We start from the raw sequence: 12,941 nt of genomic DNA on the forward strand, positions 1-12,941 counted from the left end.
ACAAAAAAGTGTAATAATAATGTATTAAAAATACCACTAGATAATTAATAATTAAATAAACAAAAGGGAAATTGGAAAAAAACAACAAAAAGCATTGTTGGAAAAATGTGTATATGTTAAACTGTTTATATGGTATTTATGTAAATAAATCTAAATCTGTTATGAAAGGAATTATTATCATGATTATTAGTGAAGTTATAGAATTATTAGATAATAAAAGAGATATAAGTGAGATTATATTAAATGAAAATTTTAATTTTAAAAATGAAGAATTAATTAATGTCATAACAGAGTTAATAGGAAAGGGGATTAATCAAGAAAATTTTTTGCTTAATATTTCTCATGACCTAAGAGGTCATTTAAATGTTATATTAAGTATTATGCAATGTATTGATTATGGTAGCGTAAATATAAAAGATAAAAAGGCATTAGAATATATGAAAATTGTGAAGAGAAATAGCTTAAAAATGTTAAAGTTAATAAATAATTTAATAGATACAACAAAACTAGAAAATAATTACTATGTTCTAAATAAGAAAAACATAGATATAATATCTATGATAGAAAGCACTATAAGTTGTATAGATAAATATGCGAAGCAAAAAGAAATTCAATTAATATTTGATACAAATGAAGAAGAATGTATCATGGCAGTTGATCCAGAGGTTATAGATAGAATTATTATGAACTTACTATCTAATTCTATTAAATTTTCTTATAGTAGTACTAATATATATATAAATATATTAGTACTAAAAGAAGCTATAAAAATTTCTATAAAGGATGAAGGTCCAGGAATATCAAAAGAATATCAAGAAAAAATATTTAATAGATTTTATCAAATATCAAGCAAAAAAGAAAGAGAAAATTCAGGAAGTGGCATAGGGTTGGATTTAGTAAATTACTTAGTAAAGTCACTTGATGGAAATATAGAGTTAAATAGTGAAGAAGGAAATGGATGTGAATTTATAGTAACATTACCAATAACTATTGTAGAAGAAAGTGAAGATTTCTGCATAAGAGGCGATAGTAATAAAATTCAAATGTTAGAAGTAGAATTCTCTGATATATATAATAATTAGTTTGCTATAAGCTAATTAGTTGCTTGATTTATTTCAGTAATTATGATAATATAATTATTGTTAAAATTTTATATGCGGTGGTAGCTCAGTTGGATAGAGTAGCTGGCTACGAACCAGTTGGTCGGGGGTTCGAATCCTCTCCGCCGTACCATAACCTGTAACTTAAGTTGCAGGTTTTTTTACTTTTAGATAAATATTATATAGTAATAATGTACTATTAATTATTTTTAAAATAAAATTTGATTCCTTTGGGTAAATTAGAATCATATAAATTAAAAAAAGAAGGAATTTAATTATGAGTGTAGATATATTAGTAAATCAACTAGATGAACATAATCAATCAAGTATTTTAGTAGCTAAAAAATTTAAGCCTAAAGAAGTTTTATTTATATATGATAAAAAAGATGAAGATTTAATGAATTCATTACAGGACTATTATTTAAAGTATGAACCACTAGTAATATTTGAAAGAAGATGTATTAGCGAAGGAAATATAGAGGAGTTAGAAAAAGTTATAAACATAAATAAAAATAAAGATATCTTAATTAATTTAACAGGAGGAAGTAGAATAAATTCATTAATACTTTTGGATATATGTAATAAAAATTCATTAGAATCAATATATGTAGATATAAGAAAAAAGATTTTGTATAAGATAGGTAATGAAATAGAGTTATTAAAAGAAGAGTTTGATGATATGAACTTAGATAGCCTTATAAAGTCTGCAGGAGGAAAACTTATATCTGATTCTACTAGACTTTGTGATAAAGAGGAGCTTATATATTTAACAAAGAAAATATATAAGAACTTAAATCTATGGCATAAATATAAGCAAAAGCTATATGATATGAATATATTTGTGCATGATTATCAAGATTCTGAAAAGGTTATAATTAAAAAAGAAAATTTAAATAGAGAAGAAATACAATTATTAAACAAAATACTTAGTGAGTTAAAAAAGCTTAATGGAATAGACTATTTAGAAATCGATAAAAACCAAATAGAAGTAAATTTTAAAAATGAATATTTAAAGTCTTTTATTTTTAAAAGTGGTACATGGCTTGAAATAGCAACAGATATTATAATACGCGAAATAAAAGAAATGGATGAAGTGAAAAGTGGAGTTATGTTCTTCTGGAATGATAAGAGCAAAATAGTAAGAAATGAAGTCGATGTAGTTGCAGTAAAAGATTCAATTCCCATATGTATATCTTGTAAAGATAGCGATAAATACAATGAAGACGCATTAAATGAATTAGATGTATATAGTAAACAAATTGGTGGAGACAAGGCATATAAGATATTAGTTGCAACAAAAAATCCAATAAAATCTGCAGTAATTGAAAGAGCAAAGGAAATGGACATAGATATTGTTATATTTGATGGAGATGAAGAAAAGTTTAAAGATAAGATACAGAAAATTATTAGAAGGAATTAATTTAATGTAATAAGGATTTTCAAATTTTGAAATTGTTTAAAGGTTTATATATGTATAATTAAGATATAGAAAATAATTTAAACATTATGGGGGGTTGGCATATGGCTAAAAAAGGAATAAAAATAGTTACTATAGGTGGAGGATCAAGCTATACACCTGAATTAGTAGAAGGATTAATTAAAAGATATGATGAGATGCCTGTAAGCGATTACTGGTTAGTTGATATTGAAGAAGGTAAAGAAAAACTAGAAATAGTAGGAGCACTAGCTAAGAGAATGGTTGAAAAAGCTGGCGTTCCAATGAATATACACTTAACGTTAGATAGAAGAGAAGCATTAAAAGATGCAGATTTTGTAACTACTCAATTAAGAGTAGGATTATTGCCAGCAAGAGTAAAAGATGAAAGAATTCCATTAAGTCATGGATTTTTAGGACAAGAAACTAATGGTGCAGGTGGATTATTTAAAGCTTTAAGAACAGTTCCAGTTATATTAGATATAGCTAAGGATATAAGTGAGTTATGTCCAAATGCATGGCTTATAAACTTTACAAATCCAGCAGGTATAGTTACTGAAGCATTATTAAGATATGGAGTTCATAAAAAGGTAATTGGTGTTTGTAATGTTCCTGTAGGTTTACAATATTCTTTTGCTGATATATTAGGAGTAGATAAGGATAAGGTGACTGTTGATTTTGCAGGATTAAACCATATGGTTTATGCAGAAAGAGTTTATTTAGAAGGAAAAGATGTTACAGCAGATATAATAAAAGAGTTAACATCAGGTAATGCTAAGTCACAAACTATGGCAAATATCAAAGGATTTAATTGGGATGTAGCAACTATAAAAGCTTTAGGAGTTATACTATGTCCATATCATAGATATTATTACAAAACTAGAGATATGCTTAATAGCGAGTTAGAAGAATTCAAAACAGGAAAAACTAGAGCAGAAGTAGTAATGGAAGTTGAAAAGAAATTATTTGAGATGTATAAAGATGTTAATCTACAAGAAAAGCCAGAAGAGTTGGCTAAGCGTGGTGGAGCTCACTATTCAGATGTAGCATGTAATGTTATAAATGGTATATACAATGATAAAAATACAATTATTGCAGTAAATACTAAAAATAATGGAACTTTAAAGCAATTTGAAGATGATTCAGCTATAGAAGTAAGCTGTTATGTAGGAAAGAATGGTCCTGTACCAGTTGAAACAGTTACAGAATTGCCAGTATTTGCTCAAGGCTTAGTTGCACAAATAAAGTCATTTGAAAGATTAGCAGCTGAAGCAGCTTATACAGGAGATTATAATACAGCATTATTAGCAATGGTAACAAATCCATTAATATCAGATGATATAAGAGGAAGAAAATTATTAAATGAAATGTTAGTTGCTCATAAAGATTATCTACCGCAATTTAAAGATGTTATAGAAAAGATTGAAAAGGTTGAAAGAGCAGAATTTTAATATAGTGATTACTAATTTAGGAGATTAACTTTTATAGTTAATCTCCTTTTATGTGTAATTAATTTTTATTTTATAAAGTGGTATAATTATTATTTATGTAAAGTATAGCATAATTAAGAGGGATTCAAATAAAATTAATTGTGAAATAAATAAAATCAATTAATTTGAAGTATAAAATTAAAAATATTAATTATGAAATGATTAAATTCAATATTTTCGTTGACAAATATAAGGGGGAGGCATAATATATAATTAACAGGAGGGATAATGGAATGTATAAAGTAATAACTTCTTGTCCAGTATGTAATAAAAAAATGAAGGCTACTAGATTAAACTGTTCTTCATGTAAGACTGTTATTGAAAATGAATTTGAGTTTTCTAAGTTTGATTATTTATCTAAAGACCAATTAAAATTTATAGAGGTTTTTATTATGTGTAGAGGAAATATTAAAGATGTAGAAAGAGAACTTGGAATTTCATATCCAACAGTTAGAGCAAAGCTAGATGAGGTAATTAATTCCTTGGGTTATAAAAATAGTTCAAAACCTTTAAAAACATCAACAAGTGATGTTATCAATGCATTAGAAAAAGGAGAGATTTCTCCGCAGGAAGCCATAGAGAGAATGAAAGAATAATAAGTATTTGGAGGGAAAAGGAATGAGAGAGGATTTAGTAAAAGTATTAACAATGCTATCAGAGGGAAAGCTTAATGTGGAAAAAAGTGCAGAATTAATTGAGGCAATGTATAAGAAGGAAGAAAAGGAAATACAAGTAGTAGATAAGAACTATGACAAGAGAATGCTCAAGGTCTTTGTAGATTCAGCACAAGGAGATAATGTAAAGGTTAATTTGCCGATAGTTGTTATAACATCAATACTTAAGGCAACAGGAAAATTACCAATTAAAAGTGCAGAGATGGAAGGCATTGACTTTGAAGTGTTAAGTGAATCAATAATTGCAGCTTTAGATAATGAAATGCTTGGAGAGATAGTAACTGTAGATTCAAGTAAGGGCGACGTTGTTAGAGTTGTTGTTGAATAGGTAGAAAAATGAAAATAGTAGTAAAATCAAAGGAAACTAATTTTACATTATATATACCTATGTTTATATTAACTAGTGGTATAAAGCTTACGAGTTATATTAGTACAAAATATCACAAGCATAACAATTCAGATAAAGATTTACAAAATTTTATTAAATATATAGACTATATAGATATGGAATCTATTATGCTAGGGATGAAAGAACTAAAGAAGCATAAGGGTTTAATATTAGTCGAGATTAATGCTAATGATGGAGATTATGTGTTAGTACGTGTTTAAAAAACTACACAAATTTATATAATATCTCCTATTGCTTCAAATAGTATTATAAAAATAAAGTAATATATTTGTTTTATATAAACATATTACTTTATTTTTATAATTTATATTCTAGAAAATTTAAGAATTAGAACTATATAAACTTCCGTATCTAACATAAATATATTCAATAAGATAACTTAAATCATATCTATGATTTTGAACATATTCATTTGAGTCGTTTCTTGGTGGAAGGTAAATTATATAATCACTTCTTCTTATATATTCAGGCTTTTCTTTCTCTGTAATTATAACTACTTTAGATGAACTACTCTCAATCTTTTTCCAAAGTCTTTCATGATATAGAGTAAATCTTCCAGTTGGAGAAATAAGAATAGCTAAAGAATTTTCATCTAATTCATCGGCTAACCTTTCTTGTTCTTGAACATCGTTAGCATGGTAAATTAATTTAGATAAATTAACTAGCTTACGCTGTAACTCTTGAGCCATAAGCTGAGAAAATTGAGTTCCAAATATACACACATTAGTACTATTAAATATAAGCTCTACAACCCTATCTACAACTTTTAAATCAACAAAGGATTTAAAAGTTTTAATTTCATTCATTATTTCTAAAGACATATTATTTAGAATATCTTCTCTAGAAAGATTATAATGTATAGCTTTTGGCTTCATAAGACCAACATTATAATAACCTATATTTATTTTTATACTTTCTTTAAACTCAATTAAGTTAGAATAACCTAGCTTATGACAAAATCTTGTTATAGCAGCTGGAGATGTATAACATAAATCAGCTAATTTATTTATAGACATATCTGGAATTACTCTGATATTTCTAAGCATAGTTATTGCTATATTATAGTTAATATCATTTTCTTTACTGCTATTTAAAAATAATAATAATCTATATATTAAATCCCCCATAAAATACCTCTAAGAATTAAAATTTTTACCTATTACTTCACCCATTAAAACCTTACATTCAAATCCAAGTTCTGTTTGACATAGTATATCATCATCAATTTTAATACTATCCTTTTTAAATAAAAGTATAGTTGTTGAGCCACCAAACTTAAAGTAGCCTTTTTCCTCTCCCTTTATAACTCTTTTATTAGGAGTATAAGTTTGAACTATTGTACCGACACAGGTAGCCCCAACTTCAATATGAATTATATCTCCGAAATTATCAGATTTAAAGATACTCCATTCTCTTTTATTTTGACAATATAACTTAGGGATTCTCTCTAAGGCAACAGGATTAACAGAATAGTAATTACCAGCTATAAAACTACTTTCCAATGGAATTCCATTATCAACAAAGTGAAATCTATGATAATCTGTAGGGCAAAGCCTTAATACTAAGCAAACGCCACCTTCATAATCTTTAGCTATAGAAGCATCACCTATTAATTCAGATAAACTGTAGTGAATACCTTTAACTTGTATTAGTTTGTCAGTAGAGATATTTTCAAAAGCAAATAACCTACCATCTCCAGGTGAAGTTAGCAAACTATCGTCAGTTGGAACAGGTCTTGAATCTTTACTTAATGTCCTAATAAAGAATTCATTAAAGTTATTAAACTCAGAAACGTTCATTGAGCTTATGTTCATGTCTATATCGAAATCTTTTATAAATTTATCTATTTTCTTTTTGCTAAGTGAAGTATTGCAATAAGATCCATAAAGCTTAGAAAACAACTTTTTCTTTAATAAAAGCTCTGTGAAGCTTTTCCCTACAGGTGATTCATAAGACCATTTTATATAGTTTTCTCCTGCTACTTTTTCTGTCTCATAATTATTAGTTTTTCTATTATATATTTGTATCATAAGTTACCTCGAATAAAAAATTTTTATATTATTATATTAACATAAAAACGCAATAAAAATTCTAAAAAATATATAAAGTTCCTTTACATATATTTTATTATACAAGATAATTAAGGTTGGGAATAAATTTTTGGAGGGATAGGTTTGTTAAATCATTTTGTGGAGACTATAACTCCCATAGCTATACATTTGTTAGAGTCTATGGGAATATTAATAATAATTGTAGGAGCAATTAAAGCTTTCTATAAATTTGTATTAAATATTGTAACTAAAAATAATTTTCCAATAAAAGTAGAGTTTGCACAGTCACTAACTCTTGCACTGGAATTTAAGTTAGGAGCAGAGATATTAAAAACAGTAATTGTGAGGTCTTTAGATGAAATGTACATATTAGCTGCAATAATAGTTTTAAGAGCAATATTAGCCTTTGTTATTCATTGGGAGATGAAGGAAGACTCACATTAATTAATATAATAGTAAAAAGTATGCATATTTGACTACAATTTAGCATTGTCCGTTATATAAATTTGTCGTACAATCATATATGGAGAATATATTAAAATAATAATAATTAAAAGATAGTAATTATTGGAGAAATAGTGTAAAATAGAGTTTGTTAATAAAATATCAATTACAAAAGATGTTTATATAAAGCAATACAGGGGGAAGTTAAATGAAAAACATAACTATAAATGGAAATAAAATCGTAGTTAATGAGGATAAAAGTATAATAAAAATAGCTAAAGATAACGGGATAGATATTCCAGCTTTATGTTTTTTAGAGGATTGTAGCAATGTTGGACAGTGTGGAGTATGTTTAGTTGAAGTAGAGGGACAAGAAGAGCTAGTTAAAGCATGTTGCGTTATTCCAGAAGATGGAATGGTTATTAATACAAATACAGAAAGAGTTCAAGAAGAAGTTAAAAAAACTGTTTCTTCATTATTAGATAAGCATGAATTTAAATGTGGACCTTGTAAAAGAAGAGAAAACTGTGAATTCTTAAAGTTAGTAATAAAAACTAAAGCAAGAGCTTCTAAGCCTTTTATTGTTGCAGATAAATCAGAATATGTGGATGATAGAAGTAAATCAATAGTTTTAGATAGAACAAAATGTGTTACATGTGGCAGATGTGTTGCAGCATGTAAAACTAAGACTGGAACAGAATCAATAAAATTCATAGAAGTAGATGGAGAAAAAATAGTTGGACCAGAAAACTTAAAATGTTTTGATGATACTAACTGTTTATTATGTGGACAATGTGTTGTTGCATGTCCTGTAGATGCTTTATCAGAAAAATCTCATATGGATAGAGTAAAAGAAGCTTTAGCAGATGAAGAAAAGCATGTTATAGTTGCAATGGCACCATCAGTTAGAACATCTATGGGTGAATTGTTCAAAATGGGATATGGGGTAGATGTTACAGGAAAAATATATACTGCCCTTAGACAACTTGGTTTTGATAAAATATTTGATATAAACTTTGGAGCTGACATGACAATAATGGAGGAAGCTACAGAATTAGTTCAGAGAATTAAAAAAGGTGGCCCATTTCCAATGTTTACATCTTGTTGCCCTGCATGGGTTAGACAAGTTGAAAATTATTATCCAGAGTTTATAGGCAATCTATCAAGTGCTAAATCACCACAACAAATATTTGGTGCAGCAAGTAAAACCTATTACCCACAAGTTGCTGATATAGATCCAAAGAGAGTATTTACAGTAACTATAATGCCATGTACAGCTAAGAAGTATGAGGCAGATAGACCTGAAATGGAGAATGAGGATTTAAGAAATATAGATGCTGTAATAACAACAAGAGAATTAGCAAAAATGATTAAAGATGCTAAGATAGATTTTGCTAAATTAGAAGATAGCGAAGTAGATCCAGCGATGGGAGAATACACCGGAGCAGGTGCTATATTTGGAGCAACAGGTGGTGTTATGGAAGCAGCTTTAAGAAGTGCTAAGGATTTTGTTGAAGGTAAGGATTTAGAAAATATAGAATATGAACAAGTAAGAGGATTAGCAGGAATAAAGGAAGCTACAGTTGAAATAGGTGGACAAGGATATAATGTTGCTGTTATAAATGGATCTTCAAATGTATTTGAATTTATGAAGAGCGGCAAAATCAATGATAAGAAGTATCACTTTATAGAAGTAATGGCATGTCCAGGTGGATGTGTAAATGGTGGTGGACAACCTCATGTAAATGCTTCAGATAGATTAGATATGGATATTAGAAGTATAAGAGCATCTGTATTATATAATCAAGATAAAAACTTAAAGAAGAGAAAATCACATGAAAATGGTTCTTTAAATAAAATGTATGAAACATATATGGGAGAGCCTGGTACAGGAAAAGCTCACGAGTTACTTCATATAAAATATAAAAAATAAATTTTAATTATAAATAGAGGAGGTCGTATAGGCATCCTCTATTTTAATTTATTAGTAATTTAGTGTATAGAAAAAATGCTTAAATAGTAAAATACCCCTATGGTACAGAAACTTATACATTGACAATATTAGTATATTGTAATAAAATTATTTCAATTAAATAGTTTTTGAGTGATTATGTCGCCGGACATAATATTCGTATAACAAGCATTAGGGATTCATACCATTAGGCCTTTGGGTATGAACCACCTAATGCTTTTTTATTTATAGGAGGAATCAATTATGAGAGTAGAATTAAGTAATAATATCTTTAAAAATTTTATTAAATATGTATCATTCAATGTTATTAGTATGATAGGACTATCATGTTATATATTAGCTGATACATTTTTTGTTGCTAATGGAGTTGGGAGTGTTGGACTTACAGCTTTAAATTTAGTTTTACCTGTTTATAGCTTAGTTAGTGGGGTAGGACTAATGATAGGTATGGGAGCTGGAACAAAATACTCTATATTAAGAGGAAGAAACAATAATAAAGGTGCAAATGAAGTATTTACCCATGCTATTATTATGGGATTTTTAATTGGTGTTATATTAACTATTATAGGTATATTTTTTTCCTATGATATTGCAGCATTACTTGGTGCTGATGAAAATGTAAATCCTTTAGCCGGAATGTATTTAAAAACTATTTTAATGTTTTCCTGTCCTTTCATAATAAATAATATAATGGTCTGCTTTATAAGAAATGATAATGGGCCTAATTTATCTATGATAGCAATGCTTTTAGGAAGTTTTAGTAATATAATTCTAGATTATGTTTTTATATTTCCATTGAAGCTTGGTATGTTTGGAGCAGCGTTTGCAACGGGACTTGCTCCAATATTTAGCTTAATAGTTTTATCAATACACTTAATTAAGAAAAAAAATAATTTCAAGCTTATAAAATGTAAAATTAATAGAAGGTATATAAAAAATATAATTTCATTAGGAGTTCCATCTTTTATCACAGAATTTTCTTCTGGAATAATAATGCTTGTTTTTAACTTTACAATTTTAAATATTGCTGAAAATATTGGGGTAGCAGCCTATGGAATAATGGCAAATTTAGCACTAATAGTAGTTGCTATTTTTACTGGTATAGCACAGGGCATACAGCCTATAATAAGTAAAAATTATGGACAAGGTAAAGGTGGTAATGTTAGAAAACTATATCATTATGCATTAATAACAGCAATAACACTTGGAACTATTTGTTATTTAATGGGGATTATATTCTCTAATCAAATAATTGCTGTATTTAATAAAGAACAAAATCAAATTTTATTAAGTATAGCAGATGAAGGAATTAAAATTTATTTCATTGCTTTCTTCATAATGGGAGTAAACATTGTAACGACATCATTATTTTCATCAATCAATAAACCGAGAGAGTCATTTATTATATCTATTATGAGAGGATGTATTGCTATAATACCTTTAATACTTATATTACCTAGAATATGGGGAATGCCAGGGGTTTGGATAACTATTCCTCTAGCTGAATTAATAACATTAATTATAAGTATTAAATTTTACAATAAAAACAAAAAAATACTTATCTAAGTAATGTTTAATAAAAGACTATTTAATTTAAAAATATGAATAGTATTTCATTATAATTGACCCATTTATTGAGCTAAGATTAGAGAAAAGATTATTAAAAATAGAAGCTGTACTAAGGAGTAAAATACCCTTTAGTACAGCTTTTTATAAAGATATTACTTAGTTTTTCCAGCGAACTCTAAGTATTCATCATATGTCATAGTTCTATCTACTATTGAACCATCTTTTTTAATATCTACTATTCTATTAGCAATAGTTTGTATAAATTGGTGGTCATGAGAAGCGAATAGTATAACGCTCTTATAATCATTAAGTCCATTATTAACAGCTGTTATAGATTCAAGGTCTAAATGGTTTGTAGGTTGATCTAGTACTAATACATTAGCATTTGTAAGCATCATTCTAGATAACATACATCTAACCTTTTCTCCTCCTGATAAAACGCTAGCATTCTTTAAAGCTTCTTCTCCAGAGAATAACATTCTGCCTAAGAATCCTCTTAAGTAAGATTCTGATTGTTCTTCAACAGTGTTACCTGAATATTGTCTTAGCCAATCTACAAGGCTTAGATCACAGTTATCAAAGAATTCATTATTATCTTTAGGGAAGTAAGATTTTGTTATAGTTATTCCCCATTTGAATTCTCCACTATCTGCTTCCATTTCACCATTAATTATTTTAAATAAAGTTGTTATAGCAATATCATTGTCTCCAATGAAGGCTATTTTATCGTCTTTATTAACTCTAAAGCTAACATTGTCTAAAACTTTAACTCCATCAATTGTTTTAGTTAATCCTTCAACAGTTAATATTTCATTACCAACTTCTCTTTCAGGTTTAAAACCAATGAAAGGATATCTTCTGCTTGAAGGTTGAATATCATCTAAAGTAATCTTATCTAAAAGTTTTTTACGAGATGTTGCTTGTTTAGATTTTGAAGCATTAGCACTAAATCTAGCAATGAAATCTTGTAATTCTTTAATCTTTTCTTCTTTTTTCTTATTTTGATCCTTAGACATTTGTAAAGCTAATTGGCTTGATTCATACCAGAAATCATAGTTACCAACATATAACTTGATTTTGCTAAAGTCAACATCAGCCATTACAGTACATACTGTATTTAAGAAGTGTCTATCATGGGATACAACTATTACAGTTCCTTCAAATCTTAAAAGGAAATCTTCTAACCAGTTAATTGATTGTATATCTAAGTGGTTAGTAGGCTCATCTAGAATTAGTATTCCAGGGTTACCAAATAAGGCTTGAGCTAAAAGAACCTTAACCTTTTCTCCCCCAACAAGTTCTGACATCTTCTTGTAGTGCATATCAGTTCCGATTCCTAATCCTTGTAGTAATGAAGAAGCATCTGATTCAGCTTCCCAACCATTCATATCAGCAAATTCACCTTCTAATTCTGAAGCTCTTATACCATCTTCATCAGAAAAGTCTGGCTTTGCATATAAGGAATCCTTTTCTTCCATTATTTCATATAATCTTTTGTTTCCCATTATAACTGTTTGTAAAACTTCAAATTCATCATATTCATAATGATCTTGTTTTAAAACAGACATTCTTGTATTTGGAGCAATAGAAACATCTCCTGTGTTTGGTTCAATCTCCCCAGATAATATTTTTAAGAATGTACTTTTACCAGCACCATTAGCACCGATAACACCATAGCAGTTACCAGGAGTAAATTTTATATTTACATCTTCAAAAAGCTTACGAGCACCAAATCTTAAACTTACGTTTGATACAGTTATCACTAAAAACCGACCTCATTTCTAATCTTATTCATTT

General features: G+C 27.9%; 12 protein-coding genes and 1 tRNA gene. 10 read left to right on the forward strand and 3 right to left on the reverse strand.

The window, feature by feature from the left end; translation table 11 throughout:
• Positions 1-161: 161 nt before the first annotated feature.
• The 7 genes from ACH36K_RS02015 to ACH36K_RS02045 all read left to right on the forward strand — a co-directional run bounded on the left by ACH36K_RS02015 (position 162) and on the right by ACH36K_RS02045 (position 5,308).
• The gene (locus tag ACH36K_RS02015) at positions 162-1,082 is read left to right on the forward strand and encodes a sensor histidine kinase (RefSeq protein ID WP_411169342.1); all 921 of its coding nucleotides are present in this window, start codon (positions 162-164) and stop codon (positions 1,080-1,082) included.
• Between the two features lie 74 nt (positions 1,083-1,156).
• Positions 1,157-1,233: transfer RNA gene (locus ACH36K_RS02020), tRNA-Arg, on the forward strand.
• A gap of 144 nt (positions 1,234-1,377) precedes the next feature.
• The gene (locus tag ACH36K_RS02025) at positions 1,378-2,520 is read left to right on the forward strand and encodes a Card1-like endonuclease domain-containing protein (protein WP_411169343.1); all 1,143 of its coding nucleotides are present in this window, start codon (positions 1,378-1,380) and stop codon (positions 2,518-2,520) included.
• Positions 2,521-2,621: 101 nt separating this feature from the next.
• Positions 2,622-3,986: a 6-phospho-beta-glucosidase gene (locus ACH36K_RS02030; RefSeq protein ID WP_411169344.1), complete on the forward strand. Its 1,365-nt coding sequence runs from the start codon at positions 2,622-2,624 to the stop codon at positions 3,984-3,986.
• A 272-nt stretch (positions 3,987-4,258) separates the two neighbouring features.
• Positions 4,259-4,621 carry a DUF2089 domain-containing protein gene (locus ACH36K_RS02035; RefSeq protein WP_411169345.1) on the forward strand — a complete coding sequence of 121 codons (363 nt, stop codon included), beginning with the start codon at positions 4,259-4,261 and terminating at the stop codon, positions 4,619-4,621.
• 22 nt (positions 4,622-4,643) lie between these two features.
• Positions 4,644-5,027, forward strand: coding sequence for a hypothetical protein (locus ACH36K_RS02040; protein WP_322379156.1), 384 nt, complete (start codon positions 4,644-4,646; stop codon positions 5,025-5,027).
• Between the two features lie 8 nt (positions 5,028-5,035).
• Entirely contained in the window at positions 5,036-5,308 is a 273-nt protein-coding gene (locus ACH36K_RS02045) for a hypothetical protein (RefSeq protein WP_322382092.1), read from the forward strand.
• Positions 5,309-5,428: 120 nt separating this feature from the next.
• On the opposite strand, the gene ACH36K_RS02050 is transcribed toward ACH36K_RS02045, so the two are convergent.
• Together ACH36K_RS02050 and ACH36K_RS02055 are read right to left on the reverse strand one after the other, a co-directional pair.
• Positions 5,429-6,235: a MurR/RpiR family transcriptional regulator gene (locus ACH36K_RS02050; RefSeq protein WP_411169346.1), complete on the reverse strand. Its 807-nt coding sequence runs from the start codon at positions 6,233-6,235 to the stop codon at positions 5,429-5,431.
• A gap of 9 nt (positions 6,236-6,244) precedes the next feature.
• The gene (locus ACH36K_RS02055) at positions 6,245-7,138 is read right to left on the reverse strand and encodes a phosphatidylserine decarboxylase (protein ID WP_411169347.1); all 894 of its coding nucleotides are present in this window, start codon (positions 7,136-7,138) and stop codon (positions 6,245-6,247) included.
• A 144-nt stretch (positions 7,139-7,282) separates the two neighbouring features.
• Between ACH36K_RS02055 and ACH36K_RS02060 the strand changes: the two genes are divergently transcribed.
• The 3 genes from ACH36K_RS02060 (at position 7,283) to ACH36K_RS02070 (ending at position 11,141) form a co-directional block, all read left to right on the forward strand.
• Positions 7,283-7,603: a DUF1622 domain-containing protein gene (locus ACH36K_RS02060; RefSeq protein WP_411169348.1), complete on the forward strand. Its 321-nt coding sequence runs from the start codon at positions 7,283-7,285 to the stop codon at positions 7,601-7,603.
• Between the two features lie 208 nt (positions 7,604-7,811).
• Positions 7,812-9,536 (forward strand): ferredoxin hydrogenase, encoded by a 1,725-nt coding sequence (locus ACH36K_RS02065; RefSeq protein WP_411169349.1) that lies wholly within the window; start codon positions 7,812-7,814, stop codon positions 9,534-9,536.
• Positions 9,537-9,818: 282 nt separating this feature from the next.
• Positions 9,819-11,141, forward strand: a complete 1,323-nt coding sequence (locus ACH36K_RS02070; RefSeq protein WP_411169350.1) for an MATE family efflux transporter — start codon at positions 9,819-9,821, stop codon at positions 11,139-11,141.
• A 155-nt stretch (positions 11,142-11,296) separates the two neighbouring features.
• On the opposite strand, the gene ACH36K_RS02075 is transcribed toward ACH36K_RS02070, so the two are convergent.
• Positions 11,297-12,907 carry an ABC-F family ATP-binding cassette domain-containing protein gene (locus tag ACH36K_RS02075; RefSeq protein WP_411169351.1) on the reverse strand — a complete coding sequence of 537 codons (1,611 nt, stop codon included), beginning with the start codon at positions 12,905-12,907 and terminating at the stop codon, positions 11,297-11,299.
• Positions 12,908-12,941 lie beyond the last annotated feature (34 nt).

It is taken from the genome of Clostridium sp. MB05, assembly GCF_046581255.1.
Lineage (GTDB): Bacteria > Bacillota > Clostridia > Clostridiales > Clostridiaceae > Clostridium.

Excerpts from the sequence above, each read along its gene's own strand:
- ACH36K_RS02015 (WP_411169342.1), top strand. The coding sequence starts at position 162 with ATGAAAGGAATTATTATCATGATTATTAGTGAAGTTATAGAATTATTA.
- ACH36K_RS02025 (WP_411169343.1), top strand. The coding sequence starts at position 1,378 with ATGAGTGTAGATATATTAGTAAATCAACTAGATGAACATAATCAATCA.
- ACH36K_RS02030 (WP_411169344.1), top strand. The coding sequence starts at position 2,622 with ATGGCTAAAAAAGGAATAAAAATAGTTACTATAGGTGGAGGATCAAGC.
- ACH36K_RS02035 (WP_411169345.1), top strand. The coding sequence starts at position 4,259 with ATGTATAAAGTAATAACTTCTTGTCCAGTATGTAATAAAAAAATGAAG.
- ACH36K_RS02040 (WP_322379156.1), top strand. The coding sequence starts at position 4,644 with ATGAGAGAGGATTTAGTAAAAGTATTAACAATGCTATCAGAGGGAAAG.
- ACH36K_RS02045 (WP_322382092.1), top strand. The coding sequence starts at position 5,036 with ATGAAAATAGTAGTAAAATCAAAGGAAACTAATTTTACATTATATATA.
- ACH36K_RS02050 (WP_411169346.1), bottom strand. The coding sequence starts at position 6,235 with ATGGGGGATTTAATATATAGATTATTATTATTTTTAAATAGCAGTAAA.
- ACH36K_RS02055 (WP_411169347.1), bottom strand. The coding sequence starts at position 7,138 with ATGATACAAATATATAATAGAAAAACTAATAATTATGAGACAGAAAAA.
- ACH36K_RS02065 (WP_411169349.1), top strand. The coding sequence starts at position 7,812 with ATGAAAAACATAACTATAAATGGAAATAAAATCGTAGTTAATGAGGAT.
- ACH36K_RS02070 (WP_411169350.1), top strand. The coding sequence starts at position 9,819 with ATGAGAGTAGAATTAAGTAATAATATCTTTAAAAATTTTATTAAATAT.